This is a genomic window from Salinibacterium sp. NSLL17, assembly GCF_015864935.1.
Classification (GTDB): domain Bacteria; phylum Actinomycetota; class Actinomycetes; order Actinomycetales; family Microbacteriaceae; genus Rhodoglobus.
The window spans coordinates 507,162-525,323 of the sequence record NZ_JADYWH010000002.1 but is presented as its reverse complement, the minus strand read 5'-3'; the positions used below and the strand labels follow the sequence as shown (position 1 = coordinate 525,323).

21 protein-coding genes are annotated in these 18,162 nt (G+C 62.7%); 10 read left to right on the top strand and 11 right to left on the bottom strand.

The features are described 5' to 3' along the window. The first annotated feature begins 257 nt into the window (after nucleotides 1–257). On the top strand, nucleotides 258–1,307 hold the full coding sequence (locus I6E51_RS12110; RefSeq protein WP_231600040.1) for a low specificity L-threonine aldolase: 1,050 nt from the start codon (nucleotides 258–260) through the stop codon (nucleotides 1,305–1,307). A gap of 132 nt (nucleotides 1,308–1,439) precedes the next feature. Here I6E51_RS12110 and I6E51_RS12105 read toward each other — a convergent pair whose 3' ends face one another. Together I6E51_RS12105 and I6E51_RS12100 are read right to left on the bottom strand one after the other, a co-directional pair. Then, nucleotides 1,440–3,131, bottom strand: coding sequence for an MDR family MFS transporter (locus tag I6E51_RS12105; protein WP_197110465.1), 1,692 nt, complete (start codon nucleotides 3,129–3,131; stop codon nucleotides 1,440–1,442). After that, nucleotides 3,128–3,661, bottom strand: coding sequence for a MarR family winged helix-turn-helix transcriptional regulator (locus I6E51_RS12100; RefSeq protein ID WP_197110464.1), 534 nt, complete (start codon nucleotides 3,659–3,661; stop codon nucleotides 3,128–3,130). Before I6E51_RS12100 ends, I6E51_RS12105 begins: the two co-directional genes overlap by 4 nt. A 140-nt stretch (nucleotides 3,662–3,801) precedes the next feature. Between I6E51_RS12100 and I6E51_RS12095 the strand changes: the two genes are divergently transcribed. The 4 genes from I6E51_RS12095 to I6E51_RS12080 all read left to right on the top strand — a co-directional run bounded on the left by I6E51_RS12095 (nucleotide 3,802) and on the right by I6E51_RS12080 (nucleotide 6,437). Next, complete coding sequence (locus I6E51_RS12095; RefSeq protein WP_197110463.1) at nucleotides 3,802–4,473, top strand: DNA alkylation repair protein; 672 nt, start codon at nucleotides 3,802–3,804, stop codon at nucleotides 4,471–4,473. 9 nt (nucleotides 4,474–4,482) lie between these two features. Further along, nucleotides 4,483–4,968: a DUF1801 domain-containing protein gene (locus I6E51_RS12090; RefSeq protein ID WP_197110462.1), complete on the top strand. Its 486-nt coding sequence runs from the start codon at nucleotides 4,483–4,485 to the stop codon at nucleotides 4,966–4,968. Nucleotides 4,969–5,056: 88 nt separating this feature from the next. Then, a complete protein-coding gene (locus I6E51_RS12085; RefSeq protein WP_307783954.1) occupies nucleotides 5,057–5,461 on the top strand; it encodes a hypothetical protein in 405 nt (134 codons plus the stop codon). Between the two features lie 82 nt (nucleotides 5,462–5,543). Next, nucleotides 5,544–6,437 carry a F510_1955 family glycosylhydrolase gene (locus I6E51_RS12080; protein WP_307783952.1) on the top strand — a complete coding sequence of 298 codons (894 nt, stop codon included), beginning with the start codon at nucleotides 5,544–5,546 and terminating at the stop codon, nucleotides 6,435–6,437. A gap of 112 nt (nucleotides 6,438–6,549) precedes the next feature. Here I6E51_RS12080 and I6E51_RS12075 read toward each other — a convergent pair whose 3' ends face one another. After that, a complete protein-coding gene (locus I6E51_RS12075) occupies nucleotides 6,550–7,020 on the bottom strand; it encodes an Lrp/AsnC family transcriptional regulator (protein ID WP_197110460.1) in 471 nt (156 codons plus the stop codon). 155 nt (nucleotides 7,021–7,175) lie between these two features. Between I6E51_RS12075 and ald the strand changes: the two genes are divergently transcribed. Then, nucleotides 7,176–8,264, top strand: coding sequence for an alanine dehydrogenase (ald, locus tag I6E51_RS12070; RefSeq protein WP_197108127.1), 1,089 nt, complete (start codon nucleotides 7,176–7,178; stop codon nucleotides 8,262–8,264). Here the strand turns inward: ald and I6E51_RS12065 are convergent. Further along, nucleotides 8,261–8,716 (bottom strand): hypothetical protein, encoded by a 456-nt coding sequence (locus I6E51_RS12065; protein WP_197110459.1) that lies wholly within the window; start codon nucleotides 8,714–8,716, stop codon nucleotides 8,261–8,263. The two genes, ald and I6E51_RS12065, sit on opposite strands and share 4 nt — an antisense overlap. Before the next feature lie 61 nt (nucleotides 8,717–8,777). Then, complete coding sequence (locus tag I6E51_RS12060) at nucleotides 8,778–9,548, bottom strand: gamma-glutamyl-gamma-aminobutyrate hydrolase family protein (RefSeq protein WP_197110458.1); 771 nt, start codon at nucleotides 9,546–9,548, stop codon at nucleotides 8,778–8,780. A 150-nt stretch (nucleotides 9,549–9,698) separates the two neighbouring features. Between I6E51_RS12060 and I6E51_RS12055 the strand changes: the two genes are divergently transcribed. Continuing rightward, nucleotides 9,699–10,001 (top strand): hypothetical protein, encoded by a 303-nt coding sequence (locus tag I6E51_RS12055; protein ID WP_197110457.1) that lies wholly within the window; start codon nucleotides 9,699–9,701, stop codon nucleotides 9,999–10,001. A gap of 191 nt (nucleotides 10,002–10,192) precedes the next feature. Then, nucleotides 10,193–11,209: an epimerase gene (locus I6E51_RS12050; protein WP_197110456.1), complete on the top strand. Its 1,017-nt coding sequence runs from the start codon at nucleotides 10,193–10,195 to the stop codon at nucleotides 11,207–11,209. Between the two features lie 55 nt (nucleotides 11,210–11,264). Here I6E51_RS12050 and I6E51_RS12045 read toward each other — a convergent pair whose 3' ends face one another. Both I6E51_RS12045 and I6E51_RS12040 read right to left on the bottom strand, forming a co-directional pair. After that, nucleotides 11,265–11,588 (bottom strand): nitroreductase family deazaflavin-dependent oxidoreductase, encoded by a 324-nt coding sequence (locus I6E51_RS12045; RefSeq protein WP_231600039.1) that lies wholly within the window; start codon nucleotides 11,586–11,588, stop codon nucleotides 11,265–11,267. Between the two features lie 338 nt (nucleotides 11,589–11,926). Continuing rightward, nucleotides 11,927–12,793 carry a DNA/RNA non-specific endonuclease gene (locus I6E51_RS12040; RefSeq protein ID WP_197110454.1) on the bottom strand — a complete coding sequence of 289 codons (867 nt, stop codon included), beginning with the start codon at nucleotides 12,791–12,793 and terminating at the stop codon, nucleotides 11,927–11,929. Between the two features lie 162 nt (nucleotides 12,794–12,955). Between I6E51_RS12040 and I6E51_RS12035 the strand changes: the two genes are divergently transcribed. After that, complete coding sequence (locus tag I6E51_RS12035; RefSeq protein WP_197110453.1) at nucleotides 12,956–13,963, top strand: Gfo/Idh/MocA family protein; 1,008 nt, start codon at nucleotides 12,956–12,958, stop codon at nucleotides 13,961–13,963. A 4-nt stretch (nucleotides 13,964–13,967) separates the two neighbouring features. On the opposite strand, the gene I6E51_RS12030 is transcribed toward I6E51_RS12035, so the two are convergent. Genes I6E51_RS12030 through speB form a run of 4 tightly spaced genes read right to left on the bottom strand, consistent with a single transcriptional unit; the run spans nucleotide 13,968 to nucleotide 17,478 of the window. Then, on the bottom strand, nucleotides 13,968–14,606 hold the full coding sequence (locus I6E51_RS12030; protein ID WP_197110452.1) for a cyclase family protein: 639 nt from the start codon (nucleotides 14,604–14,606) through the stop codon (nucleotides 13,968–13,970). A 33-nt stretch (nucleotides 14,607–14,639) separates the two neighbouring features. Then, nucleotides 14,640–16,043 carry a cytosine permease gene (locus I6E51_RS12025; RefSeq protein WP_197108098.1) on the bottom strand — a complete coding sequence of 468 codons (1,404 nt, stop codon included), beginning with the start codon at nucleotides 16,041–16,043 and terminating at the stop codon, nucleotides 14,640–14,642. 41 nt (nucleotides 16,044–16,084) lie between these two features. Then, a complete protein-coding gene (locus I6E51_RS12020; RefSeq protein WP_197108096.1) occupies nucleotides 16,085–16,492 on the bottom strand; it encodes a nuclear transport factor 2 family protein in 408 nt (135 codons plus the stop codon). 11 nt (nucleotides 16,493–16,503) lie between these two features. Next, complete coding sequence (gene speB, locus I6E51_RS12015) at nucleotides 16,504–17,478, bottom strand: agmatinase (RefSeq protein WP_197110451.1); 975 nt, start codon at nucleotides 17,476–17,478, stop codon at nucleotides 16,504–16,506. Between the two features lie 90 nt (nucleotides 17,479–17,568). Here speB and I6E51_RS12010 point away from each other — a divergent pair, with 90 nt between their 5' ends. After that, nucleotides 17,569–18,150 (top strand): helix-turn-helix domain-containing protein, encoded by a 582-nt coding sequence (locus I6E51_RS12010; RefSeq protein ID WP_197108092.1) that lies wholly within the window; start codon nucleotides 17,569–17,571, stop codon nucleotides 18,148–18,150. The last annotated feature ends 12 nt before the right edge of the window (nucleotides 18,151–18,162 follow it).

Sequence of the window (18,162 nt, the reverse complement as noted above, 5' to 3'; positions counted from 1 at the left end):
TAGCCCTCAAAGGGGCGTCGCGTCATTGCGTTCGACGCAATAAAGCTGCACACAACCGACCACGAGAGGGAGCCGCTATCCGGCACCACTCGCCGCGAGATATCATCGACTAAGAGTGGCTCGGAGCAGTGCTGATCGTTGCCGAACACTCGACTGATTCGCTTTCTGCGGTGGCGATTCGGTCTAGTAGCGCTCGAGGCCCAGGGCCCGAGGCGCATCCGATTGGCATTCCCTATTTCTCGTTTCAGAAAGCTGCCATGACTCCGACCGATTCCATCCTGCGTGGCTACCTGAGTGACAATGCTGCCGGCGCCTCACCGCAGATTCTGGATGCCGTTGTCGCGGCATCCGCTGGCCCCGCTGCGCCCTATGGCAACGATGCGCTCACGGCTCAGATGCGCGCGAAGATGGCGGCAGCGTTCGAGTGCGATCTCGATGTGTTTGCGGTCGGCACCGGATCAGCGGCCAACGGAATCGGCCTCGCTTCGCTCACCCGACCGTGGGGCAGCATCCTCGCGCACGCCGACAGCCACATTCAGAACGATGAGGCCGGTGCGCCCGAGTTCTTTACCGATGGCTCCAAGATTGTGTTGCTCGGAGGCGAGCACTCCAAGATTGACCCCGACGAGTTGCGGGTCGCAGTGAAGGCTGGTCGCGGCGACGTGCACAGCGTTCAGGCATCCGTGCTCAGCATCACGCAGGTCACCGAGACGGGCAGCGTGTACACGATCGACGAATTGCGCGTGTTGACGGATATTGCACGTGAGGCTGGCCTTCGCGTCCACATGGACGGTGCTCGCTTTGCCAACGCGCTTGTCGCCCTCGATGTGAGCCCCGCCGAGATGACCTGGAAGCTTGGCGTCGACATGCTCTCGTTTGGAGCGACCAAGAATGGCGCGCTGACGGCGGATGCCATTGTCTGCTTTGACCCGACGCTGGCGACTGAACTGTCGTTCCGTCACAAGCGCGGCGGCCAACTCACCTCCAAGATGCGGTTCCAGGCCGCCCAGCTCGACGCGTACCTCACCGATGATCTGTGGCTCGACAACGCGCGCCAAGCCAATGCGATGGCTGCGCGCCTTCGTGCGGGAATCGCGGATGTCGCGGGCGTGACGGTCACGAGTGAACCCGGCAGCAACATCCTCTTCGCTGTCTTCTCCGACGAGTTGACCGAAGCTCTCCACGATCGCGGTTTCGGTTTCTACGCCAACCGCTGGGAGCCTGGTGTCGTGCGCATCGTGGTGTCCTTCGCGCACCAAGCTGCTGACATCGACGCGTTCGTCGCCGCCATCCGCGAGTTCGCGTAGCGCGCACGGCTAGCCCGCACCCGTAACGCGCACACCTAGCGCGCCAACACTTTAAACGGAACTGGCCCGACGCACACTCGCCGTGATGGCGAAGTGTTCGTCGGGCCAGTCCCTTGAGCGAGCCAGCGCGGCTTAGTCCGTGCTGGGGCGATCAGTTCGTTCAGTCGAACCTTCGGATGCCTCACCGGCTGTGTCGCTGTCCGTCGCTGCGTCGGCAGCGGGGGTCTCGGCGCCGGCCTCGGTGACCGTCCCTCCGGCGGGCGGCGCCATGCCGATCGTGGTGCGCAGCACTGAGCCACGCGCTACGGCAATCGCGATCACTGAGGTGGCGGTGACCAGCGCGGCGATCATGAAGATGGAACCGAACGCATCCGCATAGGCATGGTGGAATGCCGTCTGGATGACGTCGGGCAGACCAGTGATGTCGAGGCTGGTTTCTCCCGAGCTGTTCGAAAGCGCGCTGGGGTCGACGCCGATTTCGGCGAGGTCGTCCACGATGTTGGTGCTCACGTGGTTGGTGAGTACCGCACCCAAGACGGTGACGCCAACGGCGCCGCCGAGCGAGCGGAAGAACGCGATTGCAGCCGAGGCAGATCCGACATCTTTTACGTCGACGGTGTTCTGAACCGCAAGCACGACGTTCTGCACGAGTGCGCCGATACCGACGCCCATCAGCACCATGTAGATCACGACAGTCCAGTAGGCGGTGTCGTGGGTGATCGTGCCGAGGCCAGTGAGGCCAGCGAGCAGCAGGACGCTGCCGATCATCATGACGGGCTTCCAGCGACCGATGCGGCTGACGATGAGACCACCGATGGTTGCCGAGAGCAGCTGCGAAATGATCATCGGGATCGTCATCAGGCCGGCCTGGGTGGGGGTAGCTCCTGTGCCGAGCTGGAAGTACTGAGTCAAGAAGATGCCCGAGCCGAACATCCCGACACCGATGCCGACGCTGGCGACGATCATCCAGATGGTGGTCGAGTTGCCGAGTAGGCGCAACGGAATCATCGGGGTGGGCGCGCGCAGTTCAACAACAACAGCAAAGAAGCCGACGATGAGGAACGCGGCGAGGAAGACGCCCGACTGCCAGGAGATCCAGTCGTAGTCGTTGCCGGCGAAGGTGACCCAGAGCATTGGGAGGGCTGCGGTAATGGAGACGAGCACGGCTCCGAGGTAGTCAAGCTGAGTCTTGGCGTGCGGGTTGGTGGGCAGGTGAAGCTTCATCTGCAGAACGATGAGAGCGATGATGGCCAACGGAAGGCTGACGAAGAAGCACCAGCGCCATCCGAGCGAGTCAGTGATGATGCCGCCTAAGAGTGGCCCGGAGACCGTGGCGACGGCCATGACGGCACCCATGTAGCCGGCGTAGCGTCCACGTTCGCGCGGCGCAATGATCGATCCCATGATCGACTGCACGAGCGCAGTGAGGCCACCCATCGCGATGCCTTGGAGTGCGCGAGCGATCATCAGCACGCCGATAGAGCCAGCGAAGCCGGCGGCGATCGAGCCGACGAGGAAGAAGACGATGGACAGCTGAGTCAGCATCTTCTTGTTGTACAGGTCAGACAGCTTTCCCCAGATCGGGGTCGTGATCGTCATGGCCAGCAGGCTTGAGGTGATGACCCAGGTGTATTGGCGCTGGGTTCCGTCGAGTTCGGCGATGATGGTCGGCAGCGCGGTCGACACGATCGTGGTGGAAATCATGGCGGTGAAGAGAGCGGCGAGAAGGCCGGTCATCACCTGCAGAATTTCGCGGTGGGTGTAGGTCACTGGCGCGCCGGGCTGGTCTGGCGATTGCGCCGCGGCGCGTGCGGGGGCTGTCATTCGTTGTTCTCGTCTTCGTCGTGAGTGGTGAGTGTGTCGGTCGGTTTAGCAGAGTCGGGCATGGCGCTGGCGTCAGCGTCGGCCGGAGTTTCGGAGGGCTCAAGCACGTCAGCCAAACGCTCGTTGAGCACGCTGAGCAGGCTGATGGCCCGCTCGGCTTCTTGGGGAGACCAGTCGTCGAGAGCAGTAGCGAAATTGCGGATGATGTGGCTGTTGCCTTCGGCTACCGCCGTGCGCCCCTGCTCGGTGATGGAGATGAGGATCGCGCGTGCATCGCTCGGGTCAGGGCGGCGTTCGACGAGCTCTTCTGCTTCGAGCGCCTCGACAGCGCGGGAAGCGACAGGGGCTGAGACAACGAGCTGCGTGGCGAGTTCACCGAGTCGAGCATCAGAGTCGATCAGGCACCGCAAGAATCCGTACTTCGTGCCGGCGAGACTGCGTTCGCGACTGCGTTGGCCGGCCTTGCGGAAGGTGCGGCTGATCGTAACCATGCCGGTAAGTAGCCGTGCGGCATCCGTCTCGTCAATCATGTCTCGTCTCCTTAAGCACTTAGCGAGACTAATCATATTGCTTACCTTAAGCAACTAAATCATTGGTGGAGTTTTCGTGCCTCGATCTGACCGTGCTCGGTGCTCGCGCACGGGAGGCGCAGGGGGAGTAGCGTCGGGGCATGAATACCACTGCAGCCGCTGAGGTAATGGCTGAATTGGCGGCGCTCGAGGATCCCAAGGTTCGCGCCATTAACGAACGGCATGGCGATGACCACGGAGTGAATCTGAGCAAGCTGCGGACGATTGCGAAGCGTCTCAAAACGCAGCATCCGCTCGCCGTTGAATTGTGGGAAACAGATGACACCCCCGCGCAACTCTTGGCATTGCTCATCTGTCGGCCCACAGAGTTCACTGCCACCGAGTTGGATGCCATGGTGCGCCAGGCGAGGGCATCGAAGGTGCGCGACTGGTTGATCAACTATGTCGTCAAGAAGAGCCCCCACTTCGAAGAGTTGCGGGCGGCGTGGACGGATGACCCGGATGCCGGAGTGCGCAGCGCTGGCTGGGCGCTCACCGCCGAGCGAGTGCGCAAGAAGGCTGACGGGCTCGATCTCCCCAGCCTGCTCGACGTTGTTGATGCCGAGATGAAGGATGCGCCGGATCGACTTCAGTGGGAGATGAACAACACCCTCGCCTACATCGGAATCGAGCATGCCAACCTGCGTGAGCAAGCGCTCGAGATTGGCGAACGGCTCGAGGTGCTGAAGGACTACCCCACCCCGCGGGGGTGCACCTCGCCCTATGCTCCGCTGTGGATTGCGGAGATGGTGCGCCGTCAGGAGAAGCGGTAGCGTCGAAGCATGAGTGAGTCGGCGAAGACGAACACGGGTGTGGGCGCGAGTGCCGGTGCTGGGGCGGCCTCCAGCAGCACGGCCATGCCGGCGGAGGTGGCGGCAACTTTCAGCGACTATCCGGAACCGATACGCGCCGAACTGCTCACGCTTCGCGAGCTGATCCTGGCCACGGCATCCGAGACTGACGGTGTTGGCACGATCACCGAAACCCTCAAGTGGGGCGAGCCCGCGTACCTCACGAAGGAGACGCGCAGCGGCAGCACGATTCGCATCGCACCGACGAACGCGAAATCCGCACACGACTATGCGATGTTCTTTATCTGCAGCACGAACTTAGTCAGCGACTTCCGGGCCCAGTTCGGCGATACCTTCGCGTATGAGGGCGACCGCGCGGTGCTCTTCAATGTTGGCGACAGCATCCCGGCCGATGAGTTGCGTGAGTGCGTGCGGCAGGCGCTGACCTATCATCTGGGTCCAGAAGCTCGACGCTGAGAAGAGCAGCCCGTCTTCGTTATCGGCTATCGCCCAGCTAGCGAGAGTGCGCCGTCGATTACGATCAGTGGGACGTAAGGCAGGGAGGGTGACCGTGACGCAGCAGGCGACGAACGTTGTTCAATCGCTTCGTGCTGCCCTTCTGGTGATCGCGGCGCTGCTCGCGATAGTGGCGCTTGTCGCCATGCACTCGGTCGCAGCGGATGCGGCTCCGGCCATGACCGGCCACACTATCGCCCAATCCGCCGCAGCATCGCACGACTCGGAACCCTCGAGCGTCGAGCATTGCCCCTGCCCCAGCGACTCCGATTCGTCGATGTCGATGGCGGAGTGCACGCCGGTCGCTGCGTTGACGGGCGTCGTCGCCCCGGCGTCATTGCGCTCGCAGTGTGCACTTGCGGGTCCGCTTCCGGCCTCTCACTCGCTGAACACCGGCGCCAACCTGGGCGCTCCCACACCTTCGCTTCACGCGCTTTCTATCAATCGCACCTAATCGGCGGGATGTCGGCTTAGCCGAGATCTTTTCGGCACCTCTCGGGGCGCCGCCGCTATGAGTAGGAATGAGAAGGAACACAGTGAAGAACAGAATCAAGAAGAATGCCATCCCCCTCGCAGCCAGCGCATCCATTGTCGCGATTACCTTGGCCGGGTGCGCTTCTCCAGCGCCGATCGCCGGTGCCGACACTGCGCCGTCAGCGCTAAACGTTTTCGAGCACGTGCATGGCTTAGGAATCGACTCGAACGACAACGTACTTGTCGCGAGCCATTCGGGTATTTACCGCGTGGATGCTGCCGGCGAGTTGAGCGGCCCTCTCGGCGGAGAGCCGTTTGATGCGATGGGCTTCGCGGCGGCGGGCGATCAGTATTTCGTTTCAGGGCATCCGAGTTCCAGCTCCAGCACCTTTGAGGGGCCGAACCTGGGGCTGCTCTCGAGTGCGGATGCGGGGGAGTCATGGGCGAGCGTCTCGCTAGCCGGGGCCACAGATTTCCACTCGCTCACTGTCAACCAGAATGACCCCAGCCAGCTGTACGGATTGTCATCCGACGGTGCGCCGCTGTCGGCGAGCACAGATGGCGGGGTGACCTGGAGCGCCGGTGCGAGCATTGAAGCCTATTCACTCGTCGCTGACCCGAGCAGCGCTGAGAGACTATATGCCACTACGCCCGACGGTCTGGCGGTGAGCGAGAATTCCGGGCAGTCGTTCGCTCTGACTGCGGATGCACCGCTGCTGTATTTGCTTGCGGCCGCAGCAAATGCACCCGGAATGCTCGTGGGAGTGGATGTTGAGGGCGCCGTCTGGGTGCGTTCGTCTGAGGGCGAGGGGTGGTCTGCCCGAGGCTCGGTGCAGGGGACCGCGTTCGCGCTCACCGTCGGGGCCGAGGGCGACCGCATCGCTCTGATCGATGAGCGCGGACTCGTCGAGTCGTTCGACGGTGGAAATACCTGGACGGTTCTTACGGCCGGATAGCCCAGGATTCCGCGGTCGCCGAGCTCATGCTTGGCGACCGCGAGTACGACTCGTCTGCCACCCGCCACCCGTGCCACCCGCCACCCGACACGGCGCCGTGCTTCGACCTTTTCTAGGCGAAGTCAGTAGCAACCGCGTTGCGGTGGTATTCGAAGATCATGCTCGTGTTGGTCGAGGCAACGCTGTGGCGGGCCGACAAGTGATCAACGACGAACAGTCGAACCTTGGACGAGTTTTCGACCGCAATGTGCACGAGAAAGTCATCGCCGCCGCCCACGAAGAACAGTTGAATGACTTCGGGCAATCGACGGATTTCTTCGGTGAAGGCCTGGATGCTCTCTTGGCGCGCGCCCGGGCGCAGGGAGACTCCGATGATGGCTTGAAGGCCTCGGCCGAGCTTCTCGTGGTTGAGCGCAGCGTGGAATCCCGTGATGAGGCCGCGGTCGAAGAGCGACTTGATGCGAGTGTGGGCAGTGGATGCTGCGATACCCACGGTGCTGGCGACAGCCGCGTTGCTGATCCGGGCATCCCGCGAGAGAAGCGCGAGGATCTTCGTGTCGATCGGATCGAGCTCGTCGGCCATGCGAAGATCCTTCGGTTGAAATGTCGCTGAGGTGCCATTTTCGCACGAATTCACATCACTTTTGAAAATACGCCGATCAAAATTCTGACTTTTCCACAAAAGGCAGAATTTCTGACAGGGTTGAGCAACTCCACCCCGCTGCGAAAGGTAAGTCGATGCGCATTTCCGTGCCTGCTGAAATCAAGAACAACGAGAATCGTGTCGCCATCACGCCTGCGGGCGTTGATACCTTGGCGGCTGGCGGGCACACCGTCATCATTCAAGCTGGCGCTGGCCTCGGTAGTGGCTTCACCGATGAACTGTACGCGGCAGCAGGCGCACAGATTGTTGTTGACGCAGCCGAGGTGTGGGCATCCGCCGACCTCGTTGTGAAGGTCAAAGAGCCGATCGCTTCGGAGTACGGCTACTTTCGCACAGACCTCGTTCTCTTCACCTACTTGCACCTCGCGGCGGACCGCGCGCTGACCGAGGCCCTCGTCGCTTCGGGAACCACCGCGATCGCTTACGAGACTGTTCAGGGCGACGACCGTTCGCTTCCGCTTCTTGCCCCGATGAGCGAGGTCGCTGGTCGACTCTCGATCGTTGCTGGTGCCCACGCTCTGCTCAAGGCTGAGGGTGGCAGTGGTCAACTGCTCGGCGGAGTTGCCGGAACCCCTAAGGCCAAGGTTGTTGTTATCGGTGGCGGTGTTGCTGGTGAGCACGCCGCAGCTAACGCGCTCGGTCTGGGCGCAGCAGTCACGATCATCGACATCTCGCTGCCTCGCCTTCGGGTTCTCGAAGAGCGCTTCAATGGCCAGATTCAGACCCGTGTTTCGACGCGCTACGAAATTGCCGAACAGCTTCTCGAAGCCGACCTCGTAATCGGTTCGGTGCTGATCCCCGGCGCTGCAGCTCCCAAGCTCGTCACTGACGAAATGGTGGCGTCGATGAAGCCCGGTTCGGTGCTCGTCGACATCGCGATCGACCAGGGTGGATGCTTCGAAGGCTCCCACGCCACGACCTACGACGACCCCACCTTCACGGTTCACAACTCGCTCTACTACTGCGTTGCCAACATGCCCGGCGCTGTTCCGCGCACCTCGACCCGCGCGCTCAGCAATGCCACGCTGCCGTTCGTTGTCGCCATCGCGAACCTGGGCTGGGATGCCGCCGCTGCCGCTTCCCCGGCGCTTGCTCGCGGCTTGAACGTAGCCGGTGGCGAAATCGTCAACGCTGGTGTTCGTGCCGCAATGGCGGTTCGCTAGTCCTTGATCGCTAGCTGTGGACTCACGCGCACCCATCCGGCGTCGAGAGGTATGTTGAAGCCGGTTGGGAATAGGTGAGCTCCGCCGCTGCGGCCTCCGCCGCCGTACGACACCATTGCGCCGTTCTCGGCGAAGCGTGAGGGCGGCACGCACCCTGCTGAGAGGAACCAGTCATCGCCATCTCCGCCCCCGGTGGGAGGGGTTGCGATGACGACGCACACAAAATCCTTGGTGTTGCGTGCGGAATAAATGAGATCTTGGTCGACTTCTTCGGTGTCTTCGCTGACAAGCGTGAGGTCGGAATATTCGTTCGTGAAGTCCTCGCGCACCCACTCCGGGAATTCGGCCGGCGACCCACTGGCGGGCGCAAACTCAGGGTTAGCGGAGGCGGTGCACCCCGCGAGAACGAGTACGGCACTAGCGGCAAGGAGGATGAGGGCTAGTTTCCGCATGCTCTCAGCGTTGCACTGCGGGCATCCATTCGCAAGGATGCTTCAGCTTTAGTGACCGGCTCTAAGCGGCTACTTCGCTCTGGCGTGCGTGAAATTCACGCGCCTGCGTGGTGAGCCAGCCGAAGAGCAGTTCGCGGTCGTGTTCGCTCGACTTGACGTCTTCGGGATGCCACTGCACGGCAATCAGCGGAGAGGTCGGGTCGGTGCTTTCCACCGCTTCGACCACGCCGTCGGCGGCGCGACCGGTGGCGGTGAGACCGGCACCCACGACATCCACCGCTTGGTGATGCCCGGAGCGGATTGTCATCGTGCCGACGCCATACAGCTCGGAGAGTTGCGAAGCGGGATCGAGGGTCACGTCGTGATCGACCATCGCGTCGACTCCGCCGCCGCTATGAACAACGGCGCTCGGTTCAAGGTGCTGGATCAGCGTGCCCCCGCGCGCGACATTCACGATGTGCATCCCGCGGCAGATCGCGAGTAGCGGCAGGCGACGTTCGGTGGCCTGGTTCACGAGTTCAATATCGACGCGGTCGGTCGTGCGGTCGATGTTGTAGAGCTTCGGATGTCGCTCCGTCGCCCCATACTCGTCGGGGTCAACATCGCCACCGCCGAGCAGCACGACGCCGTCTGCCTGGCTGAGTGCGGCATCCACGTCAGCTTCAGTAAAACCGTCAACGCTGATGACGCGAGCACCGGTGGCTTCGATCGCCGATTTCATGGATGCTTCGAGCCCATGAATCAGCGCCGTGAGCTCGGGCTTCTCGTGAGCACCACCCGCCGACGCCTTCGACAAAACGACGGTGGGAACGTGCTCAGGGGTGGTGGTCATGGGCGGAATCCTCTTGCCTGCATCCGGTCGCTCAGACCGCTGGGTTCAGCCTAAATGACGCGGGAAATCTGCGCGAAACGACGTCCGGGTGATGCTTGAAATGATATAGACTCAGTTATTGAGTTTCGGTGACGAAGCAAGGAGTGCAGCATGTCGGAGCAGGATCGCGCGGCCAAACACCTTGAGGTTCGCATCGAGAAGCGCCACGATCATCCGCTGCGTCATGCTGCCCGGTTCGCGGCCGAGCTCGTCGGAAGTCTGCTGATGGGGGATACCAGTCCGAGAGGGCCTGGCGCCGACCTCGTTGTGGCCCGCCGTACGACTGGCGCGGAGGTCATCCGCACGTCAGTCGATTCCGTCGAGGAGGCGGATCAACTTCTTCGCGTGGTGCGCCGAGACTTGGAGCAGAAGACGGTCGAAGAGTTTGCCGATGAATGGCATGCCGCTCCTTAGGTTGTCGAGTGAATAAGCGGATGCCTCAGCCTGTGAGCGCTGGCTACCGCGACGCGCTCGCGCTGCCCGGGGTGCCGCTCACCTTCGGCAGCTTGCGCGCGGGAACGTCGCGGCGACGACAGGCACGATGTCGGAGCGCCGCGCCTCCTCGATAGACTTGCCTGAGAAAACTTCAGTCTGATGGGGGCGTCATGGCAGCAGAACCGGTAGCGGCACAATTGGCGACAGAACCACCGGCAGCACAGCCGATCGCGGTGATCGCCGGGGCCAGCGGGTTCGTCGGGCCAGCCATCGCCGATGCCTTCCGCGACGACGGGTACGACGTGCGGTTTATCGGCCGCAGCGCCGCGGTCACGTGGGACGATCCCGCTGCTATCGCGCAGCTCATCGATGGCTCGGCGATTGTCGTAAACCTCGCCGGAAAATCCGTGAACTGCCGCTACACCGTCAAGAACCGCAACGAGATTCTGCGCTCGCGAGTAGAAACAACTCGGTCACTGCGCGAGGCGATCGCTGCGGCATCCGCCCCGCCCGCCATCTGGATGAACGCCTCAACCGCCACGATCTACCGCCACTCGACCGACCGCCCCAACAGCGACGACAATGGCGAACTCGGCAAGGGCTTCTCCGTGGATGTTGCCCGCAACTGGGAGAAGGAATTCTTCGAGGGCGACCTGCCGCACACTCGCCGCGTTGCCCTCCGTATGGCAATCGTGCTCGGCGATGGCCCCGCCACCAACCTGCTGCTGCGACTCGCGCGGATCGGACTCGGCGGCCCGCAAATCGATGGCTGGTGGTTCGGCCACAACCGGTACCGCGGCATCGGGCCAACGCCCACGGGCAGTGGTCGCGCCGAAGGCCACAAGACGGGCGGGCGCCAGAAGTTCAGCTGGATTCACCTCGACGATGTGGTGAAGGCGATCCGCTTTCTGCGCGACACCGATACCATCACGGGCCCCGTCAACCTCGCGAGCCCCAACCCCTCCGACAACCGCACGCTCATGGGTATCCTGCGCCGCGCGGTTGGGGCCCCGTTCGGTTTGCCCGCCTGGCGATGGATGCTCGAGCCGGCCATGTGGGTTCTCAGAACCGAACCCGAACTCATCCTGAAGAGCCGCTGGGTTGTGCCCGGCACGCTCACTAAGGCGGGCTTCACGTTCGAGCATCCCGACCTCGCGGGTGCCATTGATGTGGTTTCGGCTCGATAAAAGGTTCTGCAATCGACCTGGCTGCGGGCGCAGGCAAGTCATCTGGCGGGGAGCGCTACGTTCTTGGGCGGAGCACTACCACGGCGGTCTCGGTAGAGCGAAGCTTCGAATACTCATCGAGGCCGTCGTGTAGCTCACGCCACCGTTCCCAGAGCGCCGCACGTTCGTCTCCTTCCGCTGCAGCAGCGGTCACACAATGCCGGCCGGTCACCAATTCGACCGTCGCTTCAGGATGCGCGAGCAGGTTGAGCCACCAGGCGGGTTCGCCCTCGCCCCATCCGTTCATCGCCATGGTGACGAGGTTGGGGCCGTCTTCGTAGTAGCCCAAAATGACGCTGCGCTCCTGGCCAGTGCGGCGGCCGACTGTAGTGACACGCATCGCTCCCCACTTGTCGGGCTCCGCCAGCCACAACCCGCGCCTACTTCTGGTGAGCTTAACAATGGCGCGATGAACACGCCAAGCGGCGCGAACGAACCATCTCGGCGGGAGTTTTCGGGGCTTCGCAGACTTGCTCATGAGTGTGCTCCTTCACTGGGGCTATCCTCGATACATCGGCATCCCGAGTGGGGTCAGTGCCAGCGCGAAACCGGGTTAGTGAAGTCCTCGGGCGATGAGAGTACTGATTCCCGACAGGTTAGTACTAAACCTCTCGTCGTGCTATGGCAGCGCTTATTGCGCGATAGACGCAACTCCTCGCCTCACTCGGCGTGGACAGGCTAAAGGCGAAGCGCGAGGGTATCGAGCAGTTCGACCCATCGTGCGTGCGGCTCTGAGCCCTGAGCGGCTGCGTAGGCAGGAGCAAGAGCATCCGCGTCAGAGAGAACGCGAAGGTCGAGTCCGGTGAGTTCAGCAATATCAACGATGGGCACTTGGAAGGTGCGGAATGGCCCCAACGGTGGGGGAGCACCGTTAGCGAGTGCTTGGGCGCGTGCCTCATCAAGATCGACATCGGCGAGCTGAGGGCGTTGGTCAAGCACGAACCCTGCAGCCCGGAGTACGGCAGCGCCATCCACGCTGGTCGCCCACGCGGCGATCTTCCAAAACAGTTGCGGGATGCCCACACCCCGGTACACCGGATCGTCGTCGCCGAGCACGGGCGCCGTAAACACGCTGATGCGGTTTCGGTTCGTGCGCGCGTACTCCAATACGTGATCTTCGAGACCGAGCCACAACTCTTTTGACTGGTTGAAGCCCGCAGCTTGGGGCGCAGCATTCGTGAACGCAAACGTGTCGTAATTCGCTTGGCTTGCAGTCGCCCCGTCACCCCACACGGGGTCGCGCCGCCGCACAAGATGGCCCCGATCGAGATCATTGCGGGCGTACACCGCTTCGCCGGTCTGTTCCTGCTCCGGGATGCGCGAATCCAGATGCCAATCATTGCCGCGACCCACATCAACGAGCTGATCGCCATCGATATTCACGCCGGTCGCGCTGGCGAGACCCCGCAGCGGATCCAGATTTACCGAGAAATGCGTATACGGCAACTTACGAATCGGGGCTCCTGAGGCCGGGGAGGGCAACGGCACAGGAACACCCAAGAAATCAGCGTCGTACCCGTCGGAACTGAGCGATGCGGCATCCATGGAGGTAGTGAAGCAGCCGCGCCTGACATTGGGCCGGACAATTCAGGATGCGCGCACCACCCAGCGCACACCCGCACACCACGGCTCCCCTCGCGGCCGCGCCTCCGCGAGAGTGGGAGACAATGGGGCAGTGCCACTCGTGCACAGAAGAGGTGAGGACCTATGCCGAGCGTTGCACAGCCCCGAATCGGATTTGTGGGCGCAGGCCTCCACTCCTCGCTCAACCTCTATCCTGCCTTTGCCGCGACGGGCGTTCCTCTGGTTGGTGTTGCGGAGCGCAATCCTGCCCGCGTCGCTGAGGCCGAAGCCCGCGGCATCCATCCCATCTTCCCGAACCACCTCGCGCTCATCGAAGCCTCGAACCTCGACGGCATTGTGGTGTCGCTTGCGCCGCACCTGCAGGCTGACGTCGTTGCCGACTGCGTTCGCGCAGGAGCCGCTGTGTTCGTCGAGAAGCCACTCGGGTCAACCGAGGCCGAAGCCCGAAAAATTTCCGAAATTGCAGCGGATGCCGGTGTGCCCGTGATGCTCGGATTCATGAAGCGTTTCGCCCCGGCCTACACCCAGCTGAAAACCCTCATTGGTGAAGACACCGAGCAGGGCCCGGTCATCTCCTACGCCTGCGAGTTCGGCTTCGCCGCGTGGAAGCCCGACTTCACCCCTGTCGAGTTCATCACCCAGGCGGTCATCCATCTCATCGATCTCGTGCGCGACGTATTCGGCGAGGTGGTTGACGTGTCGGCGATGCAGAACAGCGTCGGCGACGGACTCGCGATTATCGTGCAGGTCCGCCACGAGAACGGTGTCGTCGGATCGTTGAACTTCGTTTCAGCGAAAGCGTGGTCGCGCGAGACCGAAGAGCTCAGTGTGACGTGCGCCAACGGGGTTGTGCGGGTCTCCGACCTGAGCCGCATCCAGGTGCTTACGGGCGAAGTTGCCGGCACTGTTGCCGGGCCGGGCGAAACCCTCTCTGAGCGGTCCGTCACGTTCGACGTCTCGAACTCTCCCGGATCCGGGAGTCTCAAAGATCTCTATCTGCGTGGCTACATCGGCGAGATGCAGCACTTCGTCGGAGTGCTGCAGGGCACCGAAGAACTCAGCCCGTCGGCAGCGGATAACGTGCGCACGATGGCGCTCTGCGACACGATTCTTGCCGCTATCTCCAACTGAGTCGTTAGTCGTTGAGAACGACCGCGCGCACCGGTGCACCGTCGGCATCGATCGGTAGCGGGAAGAAACCGACGCGCACGCGCTCGGGCAGTCCCTCAAGGCCGGTGATGTTTTCCACGATGAGGCCGTCGCCGCCCAGCACAATCTCGTGCACCGGAAAATCAGTGGAGCCTTCGCCCGTGGGGTCGGGGCTGAGGGTGTCGACGGCGAGCAATCGCATGCCACGGCTCCAGAGTTCCGCTGCGGCATCCGGAGCAATCGCGGGATGATTCAACGCCTCGTCTGAATCGAAGTGGTGAGCCCATCCGGTGTTGATGATGACGATGGCGGGCACGGCGGCGGGAATCTCACCCAGCGCTGCCGTGATCTCGGCGAGGCCATAGCTTGCGTGAGCGCTCTGCTCAGCGAGGTGCACGACAAGCGCGTCGCCGACGAGTTCGTCAAGGCTGATTGCCGCTGTCGTGCGGCCGCCGGCGACGGTGTGCGACGGGGCATCGAGGTGGGTGCCGGTGTGTGATCCCAGGTGGAGCAGGCTGACGTCAACGCCATCCTGCTCCACGCTGAGTGCGCTATCGACTGAGACCGCAGGGTCACCGGGGTAAACCTGCATTCCACTGGTGATGGGGTGGCTCAGTTCGCGCATGGGGTACCTGATTCCTGGTGAGGCTAGTGCGAGTTAGGCGACGGGGCGAGCGGCGGCATCCACGTCGGCATCCGCAGTGTCAGCGAGGTGCTGGCTGCGAACGGCTTCGTGACGCTTCCGCTCAGGAAGCATGACTGCAAGATAGAGCACGAAGGTGAGAACGAACGCCGGGATGGTGGCGCCGATCGGCAGCGGCCAGACGTAGGCCCACACGTATGACATGGTGGCGCCGATGACCCAGATGGCGACAGCGAACCAGTTGACGCCCGCCTTGTACCAGTAACGACCACCGCGAGCTTCAAGAATGTCCTTCGTGTAGGCACCGCGTTTCACGATGTAGTAGTCGACGATCATGATCGCGAACACCGGCACGAAGAAGGCGCCGATGACGACGAGGAAGTCGGTGAACTGGTTGAGCAACTGCAACCAGGTCGAGCCGATGATCGAGATACCACCGAGGATGAGTGCTGTCGGCAGGAACTTCAGTCGGCTACCGACCTTGGCGTTGACGACCGAGGTCACCATTCCGTAGACGACCATCGTGTTCGTGGCCATCACCGAGAGGAAGATGATGATGGCGAGCGGTGCACCGAAGGCGGCGACGATCGTGGTGGGGTCGAACGCGGCAGCTTCGTCGCCCTTGAGGATCACGTAGACAAAGGCGGTAAGGCCGAGCGTCATCGCGGTCACGGTCGAGACGGTGTAGCCGATGCCCGAGCCGATCACGCCGGCCTTGGTGGTGCGGGCGAAACGGTTAAAGTCGGCTGACAGCACGGTCCACGAGACGGCGGTCGCGATCACGATGTCGAGCACGATGATCGGGGTGAAGCCGAGACTCTCGTCGGGGGCAACAGCCTGAAAGTCGCCGAGGTCAAATGCGGTGAACGCGGTGATGAAGACCCACGCGATGATGCCGAGGATGAGAACGGCAAGCCACGGCTCAATCTTGGAGATACCTTCGTGGCCCAGGATCGCGAGAATTACGACGATGCTCTGGCAGAGAACGGAGAACAGGATGGGGTTGGAGTACCCCGTAGCGCTTTCGACCAAGAAGTTGACGGTGACGCCCGCGAGCATCGCCTGCACCCAGCTCCAGCCCATGAGCACGATCACGTTGGCCGCGACGGGCAGAAGGCTGCCGCGCGTGCCGAATGATGCGCGTGTGATGGCCATGGTCGGCAGTCCCGTGCGGGTGCCAATGGCTCCGATGGCGGTGAGCACGATGGCTCCGCCGAGGGTTCCCAGAACGATCATGAGAAACGCGGTCGCGAAGTCAACGCCGGGAACGAACAGTGTTCCCGTGAGCAGAGTCGTGACAACGAGGTTGGCTGCGAGCCAAATCATTCCAATGCGCAGCAGTGAGTAGGTTCCTTTGACGGGCTTGCCGCCATCCGATTGGTCCTGGGTGTGTTTGCTTAAGCGGGTGTAGAGCGACATTGCGTGTGTCTCCTCAGTAGGGTGCGGTTGGGTCCGTTTACTTATGGGGCAGGGTCGGGCAGGGGTGAGAGGTGTTCGTGCACGGCTAGCAATTGGTCGTTGTCGAGGCGGAACACGATGGTTTCGCGCTCGCGGTAGGAGTCTTCGCCGTCGCCGGTGTCGACGCGAGTGAAAACGGTGTGGCTGAACACAGCGCCGCCGGGGAACGACTGCACTGAGGCATCCGACGATTCGCAGTCGAGTACTTTCCAGCCGCCCTCAACCCAACCGGCCCAGAGGCGTTCGTATTCAGCGCGGTCGTTCAGGCGGGCGGGTTCGGTATGAAAGATGAAGGTCGCTTCGGGCGCGAAGCCGCGAAAGTACTGGTCGCCGTCGGTGGCCCTAAAAGCGTCAACGATGGCGGATGCTGCGCTGAGCACGTCATCCTGATGCGGGGTTGTCGTGCTCATGGTGCGCTCCTCTAGCTCTCGGGCGTTGCGGTCGGGGTCTGGTTATCGCGGGGAGCCATCGCGCTCAGCAGCTCGTAGGCGACGTGGCTCGCGGCGACGGCCGTGAGCTGCGCGTGGTCGTAGGCAGGGGCGACTTCGACGACGTCGGCGCCAACAATGTTCTTGTCAGCGAGGGCGCGAAGAATGCGCAGCAGTTCGCGGCTCGTGAGTCCGCCGGCTTCGGGGGTTCCGGTGCCCGGTGCGTGGGCGGGGTCGAGCACGTCGATGTCGATAGAGATGTAGAGCGGCTTGTCGCCGATGCGGTCGCGGATGCGCTCGATCGCGACGGCTACTCCGTCGTCTTCGATGTCTTCGCTTGTGACGACTGCGAAGCCCAGGCGGCTGTCGTCGGTGAGGTCTTCGGCGCTGTAGAGCGGGCCGCGGGTGCCGACGTGCATGCTCGCGGTCAGGTCGATGAGACCTTCTTCGGATGCCCGGCGGAACGGGGTGCCGTGAGTGACCGGCGCACCGAAGTAGGTGTCCCACGTGTCGAGGTGAGCGTCGAAGTGGAGCACGGCGACGGGGCCGTGCTTCTTGGTGACGGCACGGAGAAGGGGGAGTGCGATCGTGTGGTCGCCGCCGATAGTGAGGATGCGGTCGGCGCGGGTTGCGAGGTCGAGGGCGGCGGCCTCGATTTCGAGGATGGCGTCGTCGATGCTGAACGGGTTTGCGGCAATGTCGCCGGCATCTGACACTTGCTGAACGGCGAAGGGCGAGACGTCTTGCGCGGGGTTGTACGGGCGCAGGAGTCGTGATGCTTCGCGCACGTGGGCCGGACCGAAGCGGGCACCGGGGCGGTAGCTCACTCCGCTATCGAAGGGGATTCCGACGATCGCGATGTCGGTGTGCTCGACATCTTCGATGCGCGGCAGACGAGCGAATGTGGCGATCCCGGCAAAGCGAGGGACAATACTTGCATCGACCGGGCCAACAATAGGTTTCGTCATAGTAAACTTTCGATAATCAGCAGTAAACGTGAACTCACAGTAAACCCAGAGGTGCGCCTCGTCAACCCCGGTAAGTGATGGAGTAGAGCCATGAGACCCCTGTCGCCCTCACCCAGTGCCGAAGCGCTCGCCATCGGAGCACGCATCCGCAGCGCCCGCAAAGCACAGGGGTTCACCCTCGAACAAATCGCCACAACTGCAGGGCTGACCAAGGGTTTTCTCAGTCGGCTCGAACGCGACGAGACTTCGCCAAGCGTCGCGACGCTGGTGCAGTTGTGCCAAGTTCTCTCACTCGAAATCGGGTCACTCTTCGCCGAACCTGAAGCAGTAAAAATTTCCTTGGCGGATGCCCCGCACATCAATCTCGGTGGTCAAGGAGTGGATGAGCGGCTCATCTCCCCGCGCAACGAATCGCGCGTTCAAGTCATCCGCACCCACATGCAGCCCGCCGCCAACGGTGGGGATGCGTTCTACACGATCAGTTGCGAAGTCGAAGTCCTCCACGTGATCACTGGTGCGGTGACGGTACGTTTCGTGGACCGCGACATTCCGCTTGCGGCAGGCGACTCGCTCACGTTCCCGGGCCGTGAACCGCACAACTGGGAAGCGGATGCCGAACTCGGTGCCGAAGTCATCTGGACAATCGTGCCGGCGACCTGGCGCGGAGAATAGCCGCGCGCGCTG

What these genes read in the sequence shown, in the direction of transcription:
- I6E51_RS12055 (WP_197110457.1), top strand. Translation starts at nt 9,699, where the DNA reads ATGTCGGAGCAGGATCGCGCGGCCAAACACCTTGAGGTTCGCATCGAG.
- I6E51_RS12090 (WP_197110462.1), top strand. Translation starts at nt 4,483, where the DNA reads ATGAGTGAGTCGGCGAAGACGAACACGGGTGTGGGCGCGAGTGCCGGT.
- I6E51_RS12045 (WP_231600039.1), bottom strand. Translation starts at nt 11,588, where the DNA reads ATGCGTGTCACTACAGTCGGCCGCCGCACTGGCCAGGAGCGCAGCGTC.
- I6E51_RS12020 (WP_197108096.1), bottom strand. Translation starts at nt 16,492, where the DNA reads ATGAGCACGACAACCCCGCATCAGGATGACGTGCTCAGCGCAGCATCC.
- I6E51_RS12075 (WP_197110460.1), bottom strand. Translation starts at nt 7,020, where the DNA reads ATGGCCGACGAGCTCGATCCGATCGACACGAAGATCCTCGCGCTTCTC.
- ald (WP_197108127.1), top strand. Translation starts at nt 7,176, where the DNA reads ATGCGCATTTCCGTGCCTGCTGAAATCAAGAACAACGAGAATCGTGTC.
- I6E51_RS12095 (WP_197110463.1), top strand. Translation starts at nt 3,802, where the DNA reads ATGAATACCACTGCAGCCGCTGAGGTAATGGCTGAATTGGCGGCGCTC.
- speB (WP_197110451.1), bottom strand. Translation starts at nt 17,478, where the DNA reads ATGACGAAACCTATTGTTGGCCCGGTCGATGCAAGTATTGTCCCTCGC.
- I6E51_RS12050 (WP_197110456.1), top strand. Translation starts at nt 10,193, where the DNA reads ATGGCAGCAGAACCGGTAGCGGCACAATTGGCGACAGAACCACCGGCA.
- I6E51_RS12025 (WP_197108098.1), bottom strand. Translation starts at nt 16,043, where the DNA reads ATGTCGCTCTACACCCGCTTAAGCAAACACACCCAGGACCAATCGGAT.
- I6E51_RS12035 (WP_197110453.1), top strand. Translation starts at nt 12,956, where the DNA reads ATGCCGAGCGTTGCACAGCCCCGAATCGGATTTGTGGGCGCAGGCCTC.
- I6E51_RS12030 (WP_197110452.1), bottom strand. Translation starts at nt 14,606, where the DNA reads ATGCGCGAACTGAGCCACCCCATCACCAGTGGAATGCAGGTTTACCCC.
- I6E51_RS12010 (WP_197108092.1), top strand. Translation starts at nt 17,569, where the DNA reads ATGAGACCCCTGTCGCCCTCACCCAGTGCCGAAGCGCTCGCCATCGGA.
- I6E51_RS12065 (WP_197110459.1), bottom strand. Translation starts at nt 8,716, where the DNA reads ATGCGGAAACTAGCCCTCATCCTCCTTGCCGCTAGTGCCGTACTCGTT.
- I6E51_RS12040 (WP_197110454.1), bottom strand. Translation starts at nt 12,793, where the DNA reads ATGGATGCCGCATCGCTCAGTTCCGACGGGTACGACGCTGATTTCTTG.
- I6E51_RS12105 (WP_197110465.1), bottom strand. Translation starts at nt 3,131, where the DNA reads ATGACAGCCCCCGCACGCGCCGCGGCGCAATCGCCAGACCAGCCCGGC.
- I6E51_RS12060 (WP_197110458.1), bottom strand. Translation starts at nt 9,548, where the DNA reads ATGACCACCACCCCTGAGCACGTTCCCACCGTCGTTTTGTCGAAGGCG.
- I6E51_RS12110 (WP_231600040.1), top strand. Translation starts at nt 258, where the DNA reads ATGACTCCGACCGATTCCATCCTGCGTGGCTACCTGAGTGACAATGCT.
- I6E51_RS12100 (WP_197110464.1), bottom strand. Translation starts at nt 3,661, where the DNA reads ATGATTGACGAGACGGATGCCGCACGGCTACTTACCGGCATGGTTACG.